Annotated in this window: 21 protein-coding genes; 6 read left to right on the top strand and 15 right to left on the bottom strand. The window is 65.1% G+C overall.

Annotated features, from left to right (window positions below; all coding sequences use genetic code 11):
- Nucleotides 1-50 precede the first annotated feature (50 nt).
- Entirely contained in the window at nt 51-1094 is a 1044-nt protein-coding gene (locus tag KF733_03245) for a hypothetical protein (protein QYK56500.1), read from the bottom strand.
- Nucleotides 1095-1170: 76 nt separating this feature from the next.
- Between KF733_03245 and KF733_03240 the strand changes: the two genes are divergently transcribed.
- Nucleotides 1171-2721: a 5'-nucleotidase C-terminal domain-containing protein gene (locus KF733_03240; protein ID QYK56499.1), complete on the top strand. Its 1551-nt coding sequence runs from the start codon at nt 1171-1173 to the stop codon at nt 2719-2721.
- Between the two features lie 516 nt (nt 2722-3237).
- Nucleotides 3238-4137, top strand: coding sequence for a dihydrodipicolinate synthase family protein (locus KF733_03235; protein QYK56498.1), 900 nt, complete (start codon nt 3238-3240; stop codon nt 4135-4137).
- On the opposite strand, the gene KF733_03230 is transcribed toward KF733_03235, so the two are convergent.
- On the bottom strand, nt 4134-5561 hold the full coding sequence (locus KF733_03230) for an aldehyde dehydrogenase family protein (protein QYK56497.1): 1428 nt from the start codon (nt 5559-5561) through the stop codon (nt 4134-4136). The two genes, KF733_03235 and KF733_03230, sit on opposite strands and share 4 nt — an antisense overlap.
- 83 nt (nt 5562-5644) lie before the next feature.
- On the opposite strand from KF733_03230, the gene KF733_03225 reads away from it, so the two are divergent.
- The 3 genes from KF733_03225 (at nt 5645) to KF733_03215 (ending at nt 7846) form a co-directional block, all read left to right on the top strand.
- Complete coding sequence (locus tag KF733_03225) at nt 5645-6286, top strand: hypothetical protein (protein QYK56496.1); 642 nt, start codon at nt 5645-5647, stop codon at nt 6284-6286.
- 10 nt (nt 6287-6296) lie between these two features.
- A complete protein-coding gene (locus KF733_03220; protein QYK56495.1) occupies nt 6297-7055 on the top strand; it encodes a MinD/ParA family protein in 759 nt (252 codons plus the stop codon).
- A 110-nt stretch (nt 7056-7165) separates the two neighbouring features.
- Nucleotides 7166-7846: a hypothetical protein gene (locus KF733_03215; GenBank protein ID QYK56494.1), complete on the top strand. Its 681-nt coding sequence runs from the start codon at nt 7166-7168 to the stop codon at nt 7844-7846.
- A 9-nt stretch (nt 7847-7855) separates the two neighbouring features.
- Here KF733_03215 and KF733_03210 read toward each other — a convergent pair whose 3' ends face one another.
- The gene (locus KF733_03210; GenBank protein ID QYK56493.1) at nt 7856-8296 is read right to left on the bottom strand and encodes a hypothetical protein; all 441 of its coding nucleotides are present in this window, start codon (nt 8294-8296) and stop codon (nt 7856-7858) included.
- Between the two features lie 305 nt (nt 8297-8601).
- Between KF733_03210 and KF733_03205 the strand changes: the two genes are divergently transcribed.
- Nucleotides 8602-8892, top strand: a complete 291-nt coding sequence (locus KF733_03205) for a metal-sensitive transcriptional regulator (GenBank protein QYK56492.1) — start codon at nt 8602-8604, stop codon at nt 8890-8892.
- A gap of 23 nt (nt 8893-8915) precedes the next feature.
- Here KF733_03205 and argH read toward each other — a convergent pair whose 3' ends face one another.
- The 12 genes from argH to KF733_03145 all read right to left on the bottom strand — a co-directional run bounded on the left by argH (nt 8916) and on the right by KF733_03145 (nt 18954).
- Nucleotides 8916-10115 carry an argininosuccinate lyase gene (argH, locus tag KF733_03200; GenBank protein ID QYK56491.1) on the bottom strand — a complete coding sequence of 400 codons (1200 nt, stop codon included), beginning with the start codon at nt 10113-10115 and terminating at the stop codon, nt 8916-8918.
- Entirely contained in the window at nt 10112-11131 is a 1020-nt protein-coding gene (locus KF733_03195) for a M20/M25/M40 family metallo-hydrolase (GenBank protein ID QYK56490.1), read from the bottom strand. Before KF733_03195 ends, argH begins: the two co-directional genes overlap by 4 nt.
- Nucleotides 11128-12012 (bottom strand): acetylglutamate kinase, encoded by an 885-nt coding sequence (gene argB / locus KF733_03190; GenBank protein QYK56489.1) that lies wholly within the window; start codon nt 12010-12012, stop codon nt 11128-11130. The genes KF733_03195 and argB overlap by 4 nt, the downstream gene beginning before the upstream one ends.
- Nucleotides 12003-13007: an N-acetylornithine carbamoyltransferase gene (locus KF733_03185; protein QYK56488.1), complete on the bottom strand. Its 1005-nt coding sequence runs from the start codon at nt 13005-13007 to the stop codon at nt 12003-12005. The genes argB and KF733_03185 overlap by 10 nt, the downstream gene beginning before the upstream one ends.
- Complete coding sequence (locus KF733_03180; GenBank protein QYK56487.1) at nt 13004-14152, bottom strand: aminotransferase class III-fold pyridoxal phosphate-dependent enzyme; 1149 nt, start codon at nt 14150-14152, stop codon at nt 13004-13006. Before KF733_03180 ends, KF733_03185 begins: the two co-directional genes overlap by 4 nt.
- Nucleotides 14130-15167: an N-acetyl-gamma-glutamyl-phosphate reductase gene (argC, locus tag KF733_03175; GenBank protein ID QYK56486.1), complete on the bottom strand. Its 1038-nt coding sequence runs from the start codon at nt 15165-15167 to the stop codon at nt 14130-14132. Before argC ends, KF733_03180 begins: the two co-directional genes overlap by 23 nt.
- Nucleotides 15160-16215 (bottom strand): hypothetical protein, encoded by a 1056-nt coding sequence (locus KF733_03170; protein ID QYK56485.1) that lies wholly within the window; start codon nt 16213-16215, stop codon nt 15160-15162. The genes argC and KF733_03170 overlap by 8 nt, the downstream gene beginning before the upstream one ends.
- Entirely contained in the window at nt 16212-17405 is a 1194-nt protein-coding gene (argG, locus tag KF733_03165; protein QYK56484.1) for an argininosuccinate synthase, read from the bottom strand. The genes KF733_03170 and argG overlap by 4 nt, the downstream gene beginning before the upstream one ends.
- A complete protein-coding gene (locus KF733_03160) occupies nt 17402-17806 on the bottom strand; it encodes a hypothetical protein (GenBank protein QYK56483.1) in 405 nt (134 codons plus the stop codon). Before KF733_03160 ends, argG begins: the two co-directional genes overlap by 4 nt.
- Before the next feature lie 243 nt (nt 17807-18049).
- Nucleotides 18050-18310 (bottom strand): hypothetical protein, encoded by a 261-nt coding sequence (locus KF733_03155; GenBank protein ID QYK56482.1) that lies wholly within the window; start codon nt 18308-18310, stop codon nt 18050-18052.
- 30 nt (nt 18311-18340) lie between these two features.
- The gene (locus KF733_03150) at nt 18341-18685 is read right to left on the bottom strand and encodes a hypothetical protein (GenBank protein ID QYK56481.1); all 345 of its coding nucleotides are present in this window, start codon (nt 18683-18685) and stop codon (nt 18341-18343) included.
- A gap of 47 nt (nt 18686-18732) precedes the next feature.
- Nucleotides 18733-18954 carry a hypothetical protein gene (locus KF733_03145; GenBank protein ID QYK56480.1) on the bottom strand — a complete coding sequence of 74 codons (222 nt, stop codon included), beginning with the start codon at nt 18952-18954 and terminating at the stop codon, nt 18733-18735.
- Between the last annotated feature and the right edge of the window lie 410 nt (nt 18955-19364).

Here is a 19364-nt window from a genome sequence, read left to right as displayed (position 1 = left end):
CTGGACGCTGCCCGGGCTTTTACCGGGGAGTCAAGCGTTTCCATAAATTCTTACGGGAGGAACTGGCCGGCCGAGCGTTTCGGAAGCGGCACGAGCAGTGCCGAGCGGGCCGTGTCCGAGCCCGCGGGGAGCCAGGTGATGACGATCGTTCCACGACGATTGATCAGTGGCAGGTCAAGAATCGCCCGCTCGTCCCATCCCTTGACCTTGTCGGCAATCCTTACGAGGCCTGATCGCTTGGACCACAAAAAACCCGTCGTGCTGGTGGGCGAATCGTCGTAAAGGCCGGTCACGACCTGTCGGTCATCGATGCTGATCCCGGTACTGTTGATCCTGATCGGTGTCCAAGCGTCACTCGGCTCGCGGAGGTAGGCGTACACCGCTAGGCCAACGACGATAAAGCCCGTCGAGTCACCTTGGCTATTCAGGGATCGAGGATAAGGTTGCCGGAACGCCCCGGGCGGCTTGGTCAGTTGCATCCCCTTGCCGGGGTCGTAGAAGAAGGCCCAGTCCTGGAAGTTGTCGCCGACGAGTTCGCCGACGGCCTGGCCATTGTCGTTGATGGCGGTGCCGCGGGAATAGGGAAGGCCGGGGTAGCCGCCGAGGTCGACGAGGGTGCCGTCCGCCTTCCAGACGACGGCCTGGTTCTCGGTGGCCGAAAACGAGAATCCGACCACATCGCCCAGTCGGTTGATCCCCGCCCCTCTTGAACCCAGGTACCCGGGCAGGGGCGGGAGCTTCTCGAACCCCTTGCCTTTGCTCCAGCGGTAGGCAATGTTGTAGCCTTCGGAATCTCGGAAATAGCCGCAAACGCGGCCTTCTTCAACGTCTCCGGCGTAACACACTTGATACGGCTCGTTCGGCTCGACGATCGTGTAGCCGTCCTCCGGGCTCCAGAGGAACGTCTTCCGCCCGACCCCGACGAGGTTCGCCTCCCCGACGATCCGGTTCTGGTCGTCGATGCCGTAGACCCGCTGTGGCCCCCACCGCCCGCCCGGAAGGTCGCCGCAGTCCACCATCCGGTACCAGTACTCAGGCGGAGAACCGGCCACCACCGCCAGGACGAGTGCCAGCTGCGAGAAAAGGGGACCCATACCGCAGTTGTACTCCGTCCAAGCGCTGCATGCCGCACGCATAAGGGCCAGGTTCGTCGGCGGGTAACTTGTTCGGGTGACCCGACGCATCTTGACCCTGGGGGCGGCTCTCGCGCTCGCTTCGGTTTCGCTCGCCGACTTCAAGCTCACGATCCTCCACACGAACGACCTCCACGCCCATGTGGAACCGACCCGGACGCGCCAGTACGACCTGGGCGGCTACGCCCGCCACGCCACCCTGATCCGCGACCTCCGCGAGGGTGCCACCAACCCGATCCTGCTCAACGCGGGCGACACGTTCCAGGGGACGCTGTTCTTCAACGTCTACCAGGGCCTTGCCGACCTTGCGTACATGAACTACGTCGGGTACCAGGCCATGGCGGTCGGAAACCACGAGTTCGACCGCGGGCCCGTCCCGCTCGGCGACTTCGCCCGCCTCGCCAAGTTCCCCCTGCTGGCCGCCAACCTGGACGTCTCCGCCGAACCGGCCCTGGCCGGGGTGGTCAAACCCTCCACCGTGTTGGAAGTCGGCGGGGAGCGGGTGGGGATCGTCGGCTGCGTCACCGCCGACCTTGAGTCAGTCAGCAGCCCCGGCCCGAACGTGAAGGTGCTGCCCCTGGTCGAGAGCGTCCAGCAAGAGATCGACGCTTTGACCGGGCAAGGGGTCAACAAGGTCGTCGTGCTGAGCCACTGCGGCTATGAGGAGGAAAAGGAGATGGGCCGACAGCTCCACGGGGTGGACGTGATCGTGGGCGGTCACAGCCACAGTCTCCTGGGCCGCTTCGACCAGGACTACCTCCGGCCGCGCGGCCCCTACCCCACAGTCTTCAAGAACGCTGACGGCGACACCACCCTGCTCGTGCAGGCTTGGGAATGGGGCAAAGTGGTCGGGCGCATCGAGGTCACGTTCGACGACGCGGGCAAGGTGCAGAGCTGGACCGACGCCGGGCCCGAGCTCGTCACCCCCCTCATCGCCGAAGACCCCGTGCTCGCCTCGATGGTCAGCGCCCTCACCAAACCCATTGAGTCGCTCATGAAGCAAGTGGTCGGCTCGGCCGATGTCGCGCTCGACAGGGGCTCGGCCAATGGCGAGTCGCTGATGGGCAACGTGATCGCCGACGCGATGCTCGCCGCAACGGCAAAGCAGGGCAGCGTCGCCGCTTTCATGAACGCGGGCGGCGTGCGGGCCGCGCTCGAAGCGGGCGAGGTCACCTATGGACAGGCGATCACCGTCCAGCCGTTCAACAACACCCTGGTCGTGCTGGACCTGACCGGCGCCGAACTGAGGGCCGCGCTGGAGCACGGCGGCTCAAAACTGCCTGAGTTCGGCGGCGGGTTCCTCTATCCCTCGCGGGGGGTGAAGATGGTGTTCGACCCGGCGAAGCCTTCCGGCCAACGCATGGCGACGCTCACCATCGACGGCTCCCCCGTCGAGGACGGACAGGTCTATCGGATCACGTTCAATAGCTTCACGGCCGCTGGCGGCGATGGGCACGAGGGGCTGCGCGACGCCAAAGGCGAGCGCTCCGACACGGGCCTGCTCGACATCGACGCCCTGATCGAGTATTTCAAGTCCAACTCTCCCGTGATCGCCCGGCGCGAAGGCCGGGTCGTCGTTAAGGGCTGACCACCCCCCCTCCCCGTCTTGGGGAGGGGGCCAGGGGGAGGGCCGCACCCCCCTCCCCGTCTTGGGGAGGGGGCCAGGGGGAGGGCAGCTTCCCCCCTCCCCGCCTTGGCGAGACGCCAGGAGGAAGGTCACATCCCCCCTCCCCGTCTTGGGGAGGGCTAGGGGGAAGGCCCACATCCCCCCTCCCCGTCTTGGGGAGGGGGCCAGGGGGAGGGCCGCATCCCCCCTCCCCGCCTTGGCGAGGGGCCAGGGGAGGGCCGCATCCCCCCTCCCCGCCTCGGCGAGGGGCCAGGGGAGGGCCGCATCCCCCCTCCCCGTCTTGGCGAGGGGCCAGGGGGAGGGCCGCACCCCCCCTCTCCGTCTTGGGGAGGGGGCCAGGGGGAGGGGCGCAACGCCCAAGGAGACAAACTGGTCTCACGCTTTGTCCCTCAAGAAGCATGAAGCCGGGAACATAGCTGGAGCATGCGTGTAAGCACGGCGCCTCGAACCGGGGGCGATGGGGTATAGAATCTGAGGATGGAACTGACTTGGAAGGGGGTCATGCCGGCCGTGACGACGCCGTTCCTCGACGACCTGAGCGTCGACCATGCGGCGCTGGCGGCCCATTGCGAGTGGCTGATCGACAACGGCTGCAAAGGCATCGTGCCCTGCGGCTCGCTCGGCGAGGGCGCGACCCTGCGCCACGACGAGCGCATCGAGGTCGTGCGGACGTGCGTGAAGGCAGTGGGGCAGCGTGCGCCCGTGATCCCGGGGGTTTCCGCCCTTTCCACCCAGGAGGCGGTGGACTTCGCGATCGAATGCGAGCGCCAGGGGGCGGCGGCGCTGATGGTGCTGCCGCCTTACGTCTACCAGGGCTCGCGCACAGAGGTGGACGACCACTTCGAGGCGCTCTTGGCGGCCACCGCCCTCCCGTGCATGCTCTACAACAACCCCGCCGCCTATGGCACCGACCTTCGCGCCGACCAGATCAAAGAGCTCGCGGACGCCCATCCCAACCTGGTGGCGGTGAAGGAGTCTTCGGGCGACGCTCGCCGCATCACGGCGATCCGCGCCCTTCTCGGCGACCGCCTCGCGATCTTCGTCGGCCTGGACGACATGATCTACGAAGGCATGGCGATCGGCGCCTCGGGTTGGGTGGCGGGGCTGGTCAACGCCCTGCCCCGGGAGTCCGTGGAGCTCTTCGAGCTGTGCCGTCGCAAGGAGTGGGGCCTCGCCCTCGACCTCTACCGGTGGTTCCTGCCGTTGCTCCGCATGGACACGGGGCCCCAGTTCGTGCAACTGATCAAGCTGGCCCAACACGAGGCAGGGCGCGGCACCGAGGTCGTTCGGCCCCCGCGGTTCCCCGTCACAGGCCCGGAGCGCGAGGCCGCACTCGCAGAGATCCGGGCGGCGCTGGACACCCGCCCGAAGGTCTAAGCGTTTATCTGGACGGTCTTGGTCTGGGTGTAGAAGGCCCGCGCCGCCGGGCCCTGCTCCCGGGTGCCCGAGCTGGACGCCTTGAAGCCGCCGAAGGGCGCGTGAGGGTCGACCCCGGTGGTGTCCGCATTGACGCGAACCATGCCCGCCTCGATGCGGCGGACGTAGTCCATGGCGGAGCGTAAGTCGTTCGTAAAGAGGCTCGCGGAAAGGCCGTAGCGCGAGGCGTTCGCGAGCTCGATGGCTTGGTCGCGGTCGCACGCCTCTATCACCGCCAGGACGGGGCCGAAGAGCTCTTGCTGCGCCAGCACGGACTCTGGCTGGACGTCGCGGAAAACGGTGGGGGCGAAGAAGAAGCCTTCGCCCTGGCCGCTGGCGCGATAGGCGACCGGCTCCGCCGCCCCTGCGGCCACCGCTTCCAATCGCTGCAAGGACTCGTCCGTGACCACGGGGCCGAGGGCCGTCGCCGCGTCCGTGACGGGCCCGATGGGCAACGCGTCGATCGCCTTGGCAAGCGCCTCTAGGAAGCTGGGCAGGACGCTTTTCTCCACCACCACCCTGCTTGTGGCGGTGCACTTCTGCCCGGCGAAACGCATCGCCCCGGCCGCCACCAAGTTCGCGGCCAAGCCGAGGTCCGCGTCCGAGAAGACGATGGCCGGGTTCTTGCCGCCCATCTCGGTCTGGCACTTCGCGCCACGGGCGGCGCAGGCGACCGCCACCTTGCGGCCGACACTTTCCGACCCTGTGAAGCTAACGGCGGCCACCTCGGGGTGCTCCACCAGCGCTGCGCCCGTGGTCTCGCCAAGGCCGTAAACGACGTTAAAAGCCCCCTGCGGCAGGCCCGCGGCAAGGGCGGTCTCGGCTAACAGAGACGCGCAATAGGGCGCTTCTTCCGAGGGCTTTAGGACGACGGTGTTGCCGAACGCCAACGCGGGCGCGGCTTTCCAAAGCGGGATCGCCAATGGGAAGTTCCAAGGCGTGATGAGACCGACGACGCCAAGGGGCGCGTCGAGCGAAACCTGCAGGGAGTCCTCCGCAATGGCGGGAATCACTTGCCCGCAAGGGCGGACGGACTCTCCCGCAAAGTAGCGGAGGATCGCGACGCAGCGACCCGCCTCGCCCCGGGCCTCGCCTATGGGCTTCCCAACCTCGCGAGCCACGGCCTGGGCCAGCTCTTCTTGGCGGGCGGCGATCGCTTCGGCCCAGGCGGAAAGCCAATTGCCCCGGACGGGGCCTGGAGTCTTGCAGCTCTTGCGGAAGGCCTCGCCCGCCGCCGCGACCGCCCTATCGACCGCCTCTGCCCCACCCTTCGGACTGCGGGCGACGGTCTCGCCTGGGTTCGAGGGGTTGATGGAGTCCGTGAACGCCCCGTCGTGGGCCGGGAAGGGTTCGTTCGCGATGAAGTGGGCCAGGTCGAGGGGCATCCGCCAATGCTACACCCGCTCCTCACGACACTGCAGGATCGCCTTGACTTTTGCGCGAAGAGACCTGAACAAGGTTGCTAGAGTTGCCGAGAATCTTCTCAGGGTCGCCCATGGTCCATTTCCAGCGCATCGGCGAGATGCTGATTCACAAGGGGTTGCTGTCGCAAGACCAGCTGCAGGAGGCGCTGAAGGCAAAGCTCAGCTCCAACATGCGGTTCGGCGAAGTGCTGACAGCGCTCGGCTACGTGACAGAGGAAGACGTCACCCTCTGCCTTGCCGACCAGTACGGCTATGAAGTCGTCGACCTCGATACGATCGTCCCTGAACCGGAAGCGCTCGAGATTGTGCCCGCAATGACGGCAATCACCGGCCTCGTGCTCCCCGTGCGGCTGACGAACGACAAGATGTTCTGCGTCGTTGCAGACCCGCTCGACATCTGGCTGACCGATTCCCTGATGCGCCTCGCAGGGCGCGCCGTGGACTTCCAGCTCTCGGCCCCGAGCCCGCTTTTCGACGCCATCGTCCGCCATTACCAGCTTGACCCCCACTCCAAGCGAGCGCACGAGGTGGCGAAGTCCGGCTTGACGCCGGCGGAACCGCCCCACCGCCTCAATTTTGCCCCGCCCGCGACGGGCGGCAAACCACCGCGACGAAAGCGGCCCGTGAAGATCTATGCCGACGACGATCGTTTCGAACTGCTGGAGGCCGTCACGCGGGCCGCGTGAAGAAGCAACCATGAAGACAATTGCGGTCACGAGCGGCAAGGGCGGAGTCGGCAAGACGAGCCTGACCGTCAATCTCGGCGTCTGCCTGGCGCAACAGGGCGCGAAGACCGTGATCTTCGATGCAGACCTAGCCCTCGCTAACGTCGAAGTCCAGCTCGGTTGCAAGGCCGAGTGGACGCTGCAGCACGTCGTGGCGGAACAGAAACGGATCAGTGAGATCGTCGCGGAAGGCCCCGACGGAGTCGGCTTTATTGCGGGAGGCTCCGGCGTTCCGACCCTCATGCGCAGCGGCCCGAAGCGGCTGGGCGCCTTCTTCGAACAGCTTGGCGAACTCGCGTCGGACTACGGCGTCCTGCTCTTTGACACGGGCGCCGGGCTTGACGCCAAGGTGATGGCCTTTCTGAAGCAGGCCGATGAAGTCCTCCTCGTGACGACGCCGGACCCCTCCAGCGTGGCGGACGCCTATGCGACCGTCAAGACCCTCTTCCGTGTGAAGAAGAACGCGGTCGTGCGGGTCGTCGTGAACATGGCAAAGGACGAGAAAGAGGGCCGCGAGATCTTTGAGGCGTTAGAGCGTGTGACGAAGGCTTACGTCAAGAAGGACCTCGCCTTTGCCGGAGTCGTGCGCCGCGATGAAGGCGTCATCGAGGGTGGCCGAGCCCGGAAACCGTTCGTGATTTCCAAGCCGAACTCACCGGCCACACAGGATTTGGCGAACCTGGCCGCGACTCTCATCGGTGAGCAGAACGCGGACGAAAGGGCAGCCTAACTGAACCGCCGGCCCGGACGCACGTCCATTCCGTATTGATCCACGCCAAAGTTTCCTTGTCGAAGGAGAATTTTCGGTGTGTACCGAGGTATAGAGAGCTGGTCACGACCATGAAAACGAAACTTGTACTCGCGTTAGGGCTCGCCGTCTTTGCGGCGTTGGCTTCTGCCCAGGGCCGAGGCGGCGGCGGAATGATGATGGGCCGCGGCGGCGGATCCACCTTCTTGCTGCAGCGACCCGACGTCCAAGCCGACCTTAAGCTGACGTCCGACCAAAAGTCAAAGCTCGATGCCCTCCAGGCCAAAATGCGCGACGCCATGCAGGGGATGCGCGGCAACGCGGGCCAGGGCGGCGACCGCCAGGCCATGATGCAGGAGTTCGCCAAGATGCGCCAGGAGAACGACAAGGCCGTCAAGGAGATCCTCACCCCGCAGCAGGCTAAGCGCCTAGACGAACTCGACATCCAGATCGCGGGCAACGGCGTGCTGGTCCGGCCGGAAATCCAGGAGAAACTGGGGCTGAGCGACGACCAGAAGAAGCAGATCGCGGACCTTCAGCAGCGCATGTTCGACACGATGCGCGAGACGATGGACCGCGTCCAGAACCAAGAGATCGACCGCGAGGAAGCCCAGGCTGAGACCCAGAACCTTCGCAAGAAGAACGAAGAGGCCATGGGTGCGGTGCTGACCGCGGAGCAGAAAGCCAAGCTGAAGGAGCTCGGCGGCGCTCCCTTTAAGATGGATCCGAACTGGCGCCCGCAGAACCGCTTCGGCGGTGGCGGCGGCAACTAAGCCTTCGGCTTAAGCGGCCTTGTCCAGCTCTTCGGAGGACGGTTCCCCGTCCCCGGAGAGCTTTTCTTTGAGCTCTGTCCGCAGGAAGCCGGCGCGGACCCCGCGGCTAACGATGACGGCCGAGACAAGGGCGATGGCCAGGCTCGCCCACGGCTCCGGGTTCTTGAGGCTTTGGGAGGCTTGGGCAGTCAGAACAGCAAGGCCGGCGATGCCGAAGGAGCCCAGGAGCGCCATCAATTGCACGCTCCAGGGCACGACGTCGAAGCCCAGGAAGACGGCCCACCGCGGGACCGGGAGCTCTTCGAGTTCCTCGTCCTCCTCAAGGTCCGCCACGGGCCGGTTGAGGGCGTTGGAGACCAGGAGCCCCAGGCAAAGGAGCGACGTGAGGGCGAGCGGGACCAAGAAGACCCACGCCGTCCACGTCGTTAAGAATCCGCCCGACTCTGGCACAACCTTCTTTTCGGCACATAGACGCGCAAGCCTAACCGGTGGTGGGCCAAATTCAAACCAAATCCCGTGACTTTCTCCGGGCAATTTGGGCCGGCCGGACTCCCAGAAGGGCGTTACGGGATATCCTGCCTTCGCGAACATTCAATGATTTCTGAACTCTGGAGATTCACTAAATAGCCAACCTTAGAGCTTTCGCAAAGGAACGAAACCTACCTTTCCCGCGGCGAACTATGTCCAAAGAAATTACCACACCCTTTTGGTCTGAAAGACGTTTTTCGATATACCCTTACCAGTATCATGAAGGCATGCAGACATGCAACCGACAGTCAGTCGACAGACGCCTTGCCCGGATCGAGGGGCAGGTGCGAGGCTTGCGACGGATGGTTACCGGCGGCGACTATTGCTGCGACGTTCTCGTCCAGATGGCCGCTGTCCGGTCTGCCCTGGATCAAGCCGCCGTCGAAATCGCCGCGAACCACGTCGAGACTTGCATCATCGGCCACGAAAAGGGGAACGGGCACGTGCAGGCCCTGGAAATGTCCAAGGACGACCTTATCGACGAACTGAGAACGACGTTAAAGAGACTTGTGCGTTAACGGGTAACGGTTCCGTGCAGGCCCTAAGGAAGGCTGTTCTCTTGGGCCACTCGGCGATAAGCCTCGCGGAACGAGATGTTTTCTTGCGCGACAAGGGCGAAGGCTTTCTCCGCCGCATAAAGCCCTGGAGTCGTGACTTCTTTAGCCCGCTCTTCATCGAAGCCTATCTTCGTTAGGGCGTGGGCCATGACCGAAAGCACCGCCTCCGCACGGTCGATGATTCGGAAGAGGGGCTGTTTCATCAGTTGCAGATCGCGGTGGTAGCCGGACGGCAGCCGCGAAGCGACGCCCATGATCGCGAAGAGATCGGCTTGTGCTTGGGAAGCGTGGGCGCGGACCAGTTCGAACACGTCGGGGTTCCGCTTTTGCGGCATGATGCTGGATCCCGTCGAGATCTCGTCCGCAAGCCGGACAAAGCCGAACTCTTGGGTGGCAAAAAGGCAGAGATCGGCGGCCAAGCGGCCAAGGTCGTCGAGGATCCGCGCAAGCGCGAACCCATAAGCGGACTCCGCTTTACCCCGGCTGAGTTGGGCCGCGGTGACCGGGTCCTGTACCTTGCTAAAGCCCATCAGCCGTGCAGAAAACTCGCGATCCAGGCGCAGCCCCGGTGTGCCATAACCTGCGGCCGAACCTAACGGAGACTGGTCGCACAGTTGCCTCGCGGCGTCGAGAAGAATGCCGCAGTCTTTTAACTCGGCCGCGAACGCGCCAGCCCACAGATCGACCGAGCTTGGCATCGCCTGCTGGCCGTGTGTATAGCCGGGAATCGCGATCGAACCTTGACGGCCCCTGATTTCCTCTAAGCTGACGACTACCGACTCTAGCAGCGATTCGATTTCGCCGATAGATTCCTTCAAGTAAAGCCGTAAGGCGGTCAAGACTTGGTCGTTTCTGGAGCGGCCTAAGTGGACCTTCCCGCCCAGCGGGCCAAGGTCGGCCGTGATCTGCTGTTCGAGCGCCGTGTGGCAATCCTCGGCCTCAAGCGCGATCTCCCACCGCCCTTCTTCGAACTCCTGCCCGGTACGTTCCAGCGCCTCGACCAGGTCTTGCACCTCTTGGTCCGAAAGGTGGCCGCAATGGCCGAGCATGCGGACGTGGGCGATCGAGGCCAGAACGTCGTACGGAACGAGCCGGGCGTCCAGCAACTGGTCGTCGCCGACTGTAAATCGCAGAACGAGGTCGTCGATGTTGTCCCCCTTATCCCATAAACGGGCCAGTTTCATCGTAGGAACTCCCTGATAATCGCCAGATATCCTGCCGCGCCTTGCACCACTTCTTCTTCCAGAATGTACTCGTCTGCCGTATGGCTCCGGGCAGACACGCCAGGGCCGATCTTTACGGCGTTGCACCCAGAGAAATAGACGAGGTCCGACATGGTTCGGCTATGGAACCTCTTCCCCCCGATCGCCTGGTCGATCGCGGTGAGGAGGGCACAGTCAGCAGGACAAGCATAAGGGGTCAACCGCGTGGAGACCACGCGGACCTCACACTCCGTTTCCCCACAAATGCGGCCCACCAGTTCCTCGTGCGAAACCCCGGGCTCGGTTCGGAAGTCGACATAGGCGCTGGCGAGGCCCGGCACTTGGTTCCGAGCGGTCGAGCCGGTGACGACGGTGGGCTGCCCCCCGAGCCCTTCGATCCGCCCGAGGTCCCGCGCAAGGGTGAAGAGCGGGTTCGCGGTGGCGTTGGCCGCATGGCACGCCTCACCCCGCGCGATGAGCTCTAGCACCACCAGTCCGCTCTGGGAGACGGCGGGCTGCATCTCGGTCGGCTCGCCGACCAGCACCCCCTCCGGCCGCCAGCCAAGTTCGTCGCGGACGTAGGGCCAGGCGGTCTCGGTCCCTTTGCCGCCCGTCTCTTCTTCCGGCACCAGCATCACGGCGACCTCGTCAAGGCCGAGGGCCACCGCCGCTTCGAACGCCAAGACCATCGCCGCGACCGAACCTTTCGTGTCGTTCGAGCCGAGCCCATAGACCCTGCCCCCCTCGCGCTGGGCGACGAACGGGTCGCGAGCCCAGCCTTCGTTCGGCGGGACGGTGTCCAGGTGGGAGTTGAGGAGCAGCTTGGGCGGCCTTTCCGACCCGCTGGCGATCACGTTGTCGCCGACCCGCCAGACGCGCACCCCCGTCCTTTCGAGCCGCGCTTGAACGAAGTCCGCGATCGCCCCTTCATGGTGCGAGACCGAAGGCACCTCGATCAGCTTCGCATGGAGCTCCAGCAGGGCGGCGCGTTCGATCACACGCCCTCGCCGGCGACGACCATGGTGCCGCAACCCTCGTTCGTGAACACCTCGACCATGATCGAGTCTGGAACCTCATAGGAGATGAGGTGCACGGTCCCGACCCCGCCAAGAATCGCCGCTTCGATCGCCTTCGCCTTCGGCAGCATCCCGCCGTTGAGCCTTTGATCGGTTTCTAGGCCCTTGAGCTCGGCGAGGGTGAGCTCCGAGAGGAGCGAGAGCGGATCCGAGACGTCCTGGAGCACGCCGCGCGGCTTCATCAGGACGATGAGCTTGGCCGCCCGCAGGCTCACCGCCAGGGCGGAAGCGACCGTGTCGGCATTGATGTTGAGCACGGTGCCCGCGTCGTCGGCCGCAAGGCAGCTGACGATCGGGACGATCCCCGCATCCAGCAAATGCCGTAGCGGAGCGGGGTCCACCTCCAGGACGTCGCCGACGAAGCCGTAGTCCACTGGCGCGCCGCTCGTCGCGGTCGTCGGCGGCCGTTTCTCGGCGCGGATGATGGCGGCATCGATGCCTGAAAGGCCGATGGCGGGGAGGCGGTGTCTCCGGCAGGAGGAAAGGATCGCCGTCCTCGCCGTGCCATTGAGGGACATCACCATGCCCTTGATTGCCTCCGCGCTGGTCACGCGGCGCCCGTCGACGAACTCGCTTGCGACGCCGAGCCGCCCAAGCAGTTCGGTCGATTGGCTCCCGCCCCCATGGACGACCACAAACCGGATGCCCAGCTGGTGCAGCAGCGTGAGTTGCTCGACGATCGAGTCCAGCGGCTTCGTCGATTCGAGCGCCTCACCGCCCAGCTTAAAGACGAAGAGGCTGCCGGAAAACTTGCGGATATAGGGCAGGGCTGCCCGCAATCCTTGGACTGAGATCAGCTCCAAGGCCCGCTCCCTTGCACTATCGAGACCATTACACTTTTTTGGGCGTGAAGCCTGTTCTCGGCTTGTTGCAGCACGGCCGAACGAGGGCCGTCGAGGACTTCGTCTGCCACTTTTACATTTCTCCTAACGGGAAGACAGTGCATGAACTTCGCGCTCTCGTGTGCGGTCTCGAACCACGATTCCTTCACGCACCAATCGCGCAAGCCCGCGCGGTGTCCGGCCTCTTCCGTGGGCCGGCCATAGAACTCCGGCGAGCACCAAGACTTGCAGTAAAGCACGTGTGCGCCCCGCATCCCTTCCCCCACTTCGTGGACCGTGCGGACTTCCCTAGCGCCGAGACTGGCGGCGGCATTGGTCAGGTCTTCGGGAAGGGCGTAGCCATCCGGGCAGAGCACGGTCACCCGCATCCCGCGCTGGGCCGCCATGCGGAGGGCGGCGGCGGGGACGGCGTACGGCAGCGGTTTGGGGTGCCACGCCCAGGAAAGCACGAAATGGCCGTCTGGGGGCACGCCCAGTTCGTCGAGGGTCGTCCAATCGGCCAGGGCTTGGCAGGGATGGTCGCTCGCCGACTCCATATTGATGAGGGGCTTCGGGCTCAGGTCCGCGAAGCGGCGCATGCGCGCGTCCGCGAGGTCTGCGCTCAAGTCCGCCTGGTCCGCGAACGACCGGACCCCGAGAATGTCGCAGTAGGAGGCCAGCACCGGGATCGCTTCGCGGACGTGCTCGACCGCGCTGCCGTCCATCACCGCCCCGTCCTCCAGTTCGAGCGTCCAGCTGCCGGCGCCGGGTTGCACGACGAACGAAGTCCCGCCTTGCTGGCCGACTCCGGCCTGGAAGCTCGCAAGGGTGCGCAGGCTCGGGTTCATAAAGAGCAGGCCGACCACTTTGCGGAGCAGTCGCTCCCCGACGGGCTCACGCTTCAGCGCGCGCGCTAAATCGACAAGGCCCTGCACCTCCTCCCGGCTAAAGTCCGCGAGGCTGAGGAAGTGCCTCACGCCAAGACCTCGCCCAGCGCAGAACAGAAGGCGTCGATCTCCTCCAGGGATACCGTCAGCGGGGGGAGGAGCCGCAAGACCTGGGGATCCTTCGCGTCACCCGTGAGGAAGCCGCGCTCCAAGAGCGCCGCCCGCACGTCCTTGACCGGCCGCCCGACGTGGGCCCCGAGCAGAAATCCCATGCCGGTGACGCGCCGCGCGCCCGCATAGAGGCACCCCATCCGGAGCTTCGCGGACCGCTCGCGGACCCCTGCCAGGAAGGCCGGTTCGCTGACGGTCTCGAGGACCGCCTTCATCGCAGCGCATGCGACGGGCCCGCCCCCGAACGTCGTGCCGAGCGACCCGGGCTTGGCGACTCGGCCGACCTCATCGGTGGTGAGGAGAGCCGAGACCGGGAAACCCCCGCCCAAGCCTTTCGCCGTGGTGAGGAGGTCCGGGGCGACTCCGAGCTGCTCCACCGCGTAGAGGGTCCCGGTGCGGCCGATGCCGGTCTGGACCTCGTCCGCGATAAGGAGCGCGCCGCGCTCGGCCGAGAGCCGCGCCGCCTGTCGAAGGAAGCCCGGCGAAAGGTCCACCGCCCCCGCGACTCCTTGCACCGGCTCGAAGATGAACGCGGCCGTCTCTTCCGTGAGCACGTCGTCTAGCCGGTCGAAGTCCTCCGGGCCGACCCAGTCCACCGCGAACGGCGCGTTGGGAAACCCGTACCACGTGTCGTTGCCGTCGGTGATGGCCGCCGCTGCCGCGGTCCGCCCGTGGAAGGCCCCGCGCAACGCGGTGACCCGTGTGCGCCCCGTCTTGAGGAACGCCAGTCGCAACGCGGCCTCGACCGCCTCGGCCCCGCTGTTCACCAGGAACGCGCGCCTCAGATGGGGCGGCGCGGTCTCGACGAGCTTGGCAAGCGCTTCGCCGCGGATCGCCAAGTCGACCGCATTTGTCTGGAAAAGCAGCTCTGCCACTTGCGCCTGGATCGCGGAGACGAGGGCCGGATGGCCATAGCCCAGGGCCGCGACGGCATGGCCGCCGTAAAAGTCCACGTACTCCTTGCCTTGGTCGTCCCAGACGCGGCACCCGTGCCCCCGCACCAAGGTGACCGGCAGCCGCGTGTAGACGGAAAGCTCGGGTTCAGATCCAGCCAGGAACGGCATTGACCAGCCCCTCCTTCTCGTCGAGGCTGAAGAGCCGGTTCATCCACTGGACTGCGCCGCCGGCGGCCCCCTTCACGAGGTTATCGATGACCGATGTCACCACGAGCTGGCCGTCCGCGACGGCGACGCCGAGGTGGCAGCGGTTCGTCCCGACGACCTCCTTCAGGGTCGGCATCTGGGTCGAGACCTTCACGAACGGGGTCGATGCGTAGTACTCGGCCAAGGCGTCCGCGAGTTCTTCCGCGGAAGCCCGACGCTTCAGCCGCGCAAAGATGGTGGAGTGGATCCCGCGGGAGAACGGCCCCGAGTGAGGCACGAACGCGACCTTGAGACCAGGCAGCAGCGTCTCGACCTCGGGCTGGTGGCGGTGGTGAAGCGGTTGGTAGGCCCACATCGAGCTTTGGCGGTGCGGGTGGTGGGTGCCCGGCCCGAGTTGGCGCCCGGCGCCCGTGCTCCCCGTGACCGCACTCACTTGCACTTCCGGCTCGATCCAGTCGCCCTCGCGCAGGCCGGCGAGCCCAAGGCTGATGCCCGTCGAGAAGCATCCGGGATGCGAAACCAGGTCGCCGACGTCCCCGCGCGCGAGGTCCGGCAAGGCGCACGTAAACCTCTTCAGGAGATCGGGAGCGGGATGCGGCCTCCCGTAAATCCTTTCGTATTGGTCGGGGTCGGAGAATCGAAAGTCTGCGGAAACGTCGAGCACACGGACGGCTGGACTTTGGCCGATAACTTGGTCCAGGATTTTTGCCGACTCTCCATGGGGAAGCGCGCTGAATAAAGCGACCTGCCTCTTCCCTTGTAACCTTTCGGCGCACGAATCGATCTCCGCAAAGACTTGGTCTCCCGCCACGCCCGTTAAGTGGGGAAAGACGCAGTCCACCCGCTCCCCTTGGTGCGTAGAAGAAACAACGGTCTCTACAAAGAACGAGGGGTGGTTCAAGAGGAGACCGAGCATCTCCCCTGCGACATATCCGGCTCCTCCTAAGACGATGGAAGGTATGGTTTTCTTAAGCATGTGCCACCTCTAGTCTTTCCAAGAGTTTCTCGACGATCTCGTCCCCGTGGTGGCGCGAGTTCAGCGACAGGACTCCTGTCTCCCGCTCCACGATCCGGATGCCGGCCGTGTTGTCGGTCGCGGGCCCAGTGACGAGGTGCGGCCGCAATCCATGACGATCCTGAAGCACGGAGACCCCGCCCAAAGCACCCACCGGGTCGGACGCGCAAAGCACGATCGCTCGCAAAGCCTTAGCGATTTCTGGATCGCCCAAGATCTCCCTCACGCCATACTCGCCGATGAGGCCGTCTCCAAGCTCCAGCACGATGACGTCCGGTTTCGACTGGCTCAATCGGTTCACCATCGTCTTCGTCAATTGGGGCGCGTTCTTACCTTGGGTCGTCACGACTCCAAAATCGGTAAAGATCGAGACTTCCCGCGCGCCCGCGTCCTCCATACCTAAGATATCTCTCCGGAGGCTTACGCCCGTCGTCTTAGCCGCGTTAACGTGATATCCGGAATGGACGAGTTGCTGGATTATTGTGAGACAGGCTTCTGTCTTCCCACTGTTCATGCTCGTTCCGACGACGGCAATGATCGGCGCACAATCCGAGTTTAATTTATCATCTAACTCGGGACAGTTCGAGGCGATGTTCGCGGGCACCCCTCGGCGAGAGTGGAGGTCCGGAAACGAGAGCACCCCCCCAATGACTTCGCAGATGTGCGGAGTGCCGACCAAAGGCGAATAGGACTCGCAAACTCCCAACACCCCGCCCAGGTTCAGGAGGTTGATCTCGTCGCCGGTCGCTAAAGTTTTAGGGACCACCCCGGCGTATCCCTGCACCGCGTTCCTATGGCCAAGCGCCCCGACAAAAACGTCGCCTTTTTTGAGAGTGGACATGCGCCCCGTGACGAGCTCCAGCGAGTTGTAGTTGGGCTTGCTCGTCAAGAGCCGGACGGCGACCACGTCCCCCTCCCGGCAGCGATATTCGTCGCAAACGCGCACTTCGCGGCGCAACCCGCAGTTCAGCGCGACCGACGCGATCTTGTCCAGGATGACGGGCCTCACGACGCCCCCTCCGACCGCGAAAAGAGGATGCCCGAGAGGCCGTGAAGCCGGGCGAAGCCCTTCGCGTCTTCGGGCGTCCATTCTCCGGCCGCCTCGCCATAGACGGCGCGGGAGGCCGCATGCATCGAATGGGGTGAGTTGACGCCCGTCACGAAAAGGGAGCCAGGGCGCAGCTCGAAGCTCACCTCGCCCGTGACGTGACGCTGGCTCTCCCGGAAGAGCGCCTCCGCCTGGCGGGCCGCCGGCTCCGTGAAGAGGCCCTCGTGCACCCACTCGCCGTAGAACGCCCCCACCAAGTCCTTCAGCGATTGCTGGCGCTTCGTGAGGGTCAGTTTTTCGAGCTCGCGGTGGGCCGTGACGAGCACGGTCGCCGCCGGCGCTTCGAACGCGACCCGGCCTTTGATCCCGAGGATCGTCTCGCCCAGGTGGATCCCGCGGCCGATGCCATAGCTGGCGGCGAGCGCGTCCAGCTCGCCGATCAGGCGCACCGGCGACATGGCGCGACCGTCCAGGGCGTCCGGGACCCCCTCGTGGAAACGGACCCTGTGGTTCGTCGGAGGCTTGGCCGATTCGAACGCCCCGCGTGTGCGTTGCCAGGCCTCTTCGGGGATGGACCGCTCCGTGCCGGTCGTCTCCTCGCCCCCGATGGTCACGCCCCAGAGGCCCGAATTGATGCTGTACTTGGCTTTGCCGGCCGGGAATTCAAGCCCGAGCCGGCCGAGAAGCGCGACCTGGTCGCCCCGGCTCGGCGCCTTGTCCCGCACCGGGGCAAGCACGTCGAGCTCTGGAGCGAGGGTGCGAAGGGCGGTTTCGAACCGAAACTGGTCGTTCCCGGCGGCCGTGCACCCGTGGGCCACCGCCTGCGCACCCGCTTCGCGCGCGATCTTGGCCACTTCCCGCGCCTGGAGCGCCCGCTCCGCCCCGACGCACAGCGGATAGGAGCCGCCCCGCAGGACGTTGCCGGCGATCAGGTATCGCACGATCTCGTCGAAGAACGCTTCCGCGGCCTCCACGACCACATGCTCCTTCACACCGAGCTTCTTGCTCCGCGTGGCCGCTTCTTGCAGATCCTCCAGCGTGAGGCCGCCGACGTCGACCGTCACCGTGACGACCTCGAACCCGGCGTCGCGAAGGACGGGGATGCACCAGGTCGTGTCCAGGCCGCCCGAATAGGCCAGGGCGACTTTCATTGCCCGACCCCGAGTGCCCTCTGGATCGCCTCTTGGTCTTTCCGCGAGGCGCAGGCGACGAAGATCGTGTCGTCGCCCGCGATCGTCCCCACGATCTCGGAGAGGTTGAGCTGGTCCAAGCGATAGGCCACCGCCTGCGCCGCCCCGATTCCGGTTCGCAGCACCAGCAAGTTCGGCCCGGCCGCGACGCAGGATTCCACTCCGATGGAGGGGACGTCCTGCAGCACGTACTTGCCGTTCGCCTTTGCCACGCCGAGCTCGGCCAAGTCGCGGCTGACGCTGCTCTGGGTCACGGAGAACCCGGCCCTCGTCAGCTCGCGCACGAGCATGAGTTGGCTCGTGATCTGCCGCGTCGCGAGCGAAGAACGGATAAACGCGTGCCTGGCCTCCTTGGTTTCCACTAGATGCATATTATGCACGTCACTCGCATAATTATGCATCTCGGTACTAGGCCCCCATGAAGGTTCTCGTCGGTTTGGGGCAATCGCTAAAGGGAGTGTGTTAGACCCGCCGCACCAGCCCGCGTCACGGATGAAGAAAAGATGACACCATTCCTCTTACTGACGCCCGCCATGACAGCCGCATCGGTCCCCCTCCAATAAGCCGTGGACTGCGTCCACGACGGGCCGATCTGACGGCGGGGTTCAGCCGCCCGCTTCAGCCTCGCGTTCCATCTTGTCGAGGCGTGTGTAGTAGTCGGGAAACTCGTTGAGATGGGCGAGCGCGATCTTGCCCGTCAGTACGGGGTCGTTCCCGGTCACGTCCGTCGCGGGGTCGCGGCTCCCGTGCTCCAGCTCGACGTCCATCCCCATGCGGAACTGCTCCACATCGAACCGGCTCCAATCGATGCCGAGGGCCTCCCCGATCTCTTTGGCTTGCTCCGTGGTGAAGTGCTTGTTAGGCATGTCTCTTTCTACCTCGGAAGCCAGCCTCGGCTACTCCCCCTCTTCCACATGGAAGCGGTGCATGATCCGGTGGGCGAAGGGAGCGAGCACGACGCCCATGATCCCGATGAACGCCAGGCCGGAAAAGAGCGCGTAGACCGAGGCGAACACTTTTGCCCCGTCCGTGGGCAGCTTGCTGACCGGCCCCATTCCCCCCAGGATCATCGAGGCGTCGAGAAGGGCGTCCACCCACTCCAGCCCGGCAATATAGTGGTAGCCCAGCACGCCGATCCCGAGCGCCGCCGCGATGATTCCCAGTGCGAAGGCGATATGGCGGGCAACGCGGGCATTGAAGTCCCCTCGCGGCAAAAGCGGCTGCTTCTTGCTTTCGTACATGACTCTTTATCCTGAGGGACGCAGCAAGCGGGCGCGGAGCGTCCTGGTCAGGAGAGGTCGACCAACGGTCGGGCTGGGCGCCGGACTGGCCCGTTCAAGAAGTTAGGGCCAGGCCCCGTCACCGGGGCGTCCAACCACGACCCAGGCGGCATCGGCACTTCGTCACAGGCAGGCGCCCAGCTCCAGTACAGGACGCTCTGGACGACGCCTTTCTCCAATCCCCTCATGGCGTGCATCGAGGAAACGTGCACCGATGTCGGAGGCGTCACGGGCCGGGGCATCCTAGGCGACTTGCGGCAGTAACGGCGCTTAAGGGCCTTCCGGCAAGGAACCAACCTTAGGGACCGTCCTGATCCGGTGGGATCTGGTGGAGATTAGTGGACGCACTTCGAACTTGTAGCGGAGTCAAGCCATCATCTAGTAGACATTCAGGTCCGTGCCGATCACCGCACCAAAAGCTTCCTGTCTCGCGTGCGCGACGGACGAAGACTGTTTGACACGCAGAACGTAAGGCCTCAAGGGACCAGGCTCGATGCCAGCCCAATTGAGCGATAGAGAAGTTCAGCACTGCCAAGCCGACTACGAAGACAATTCTCAAGACCTTTGATGGGGTATAGGTTCTGCGGTGCCCGACCATCCTTGTGGGGCTCAGATGCGAATCGCGGAAATGTAGCAACGG

The sequence above is a fragment of the Fimbriimonadaceae bacterium genome (assembly GCA_019454125.1).
In the GTDB taxonomy this organism is placed as follows: Bacteria; Armatimonadota; Fimbriimonadia; order Fimbriimonadales; family Fimbriimonadaceae; genus JALHNM01.
The sequence above is the reverse complement of the archived record's forward strand: the minus strand, read 5'-3'. Positions and strand labels throughout refer to the sequence as shown.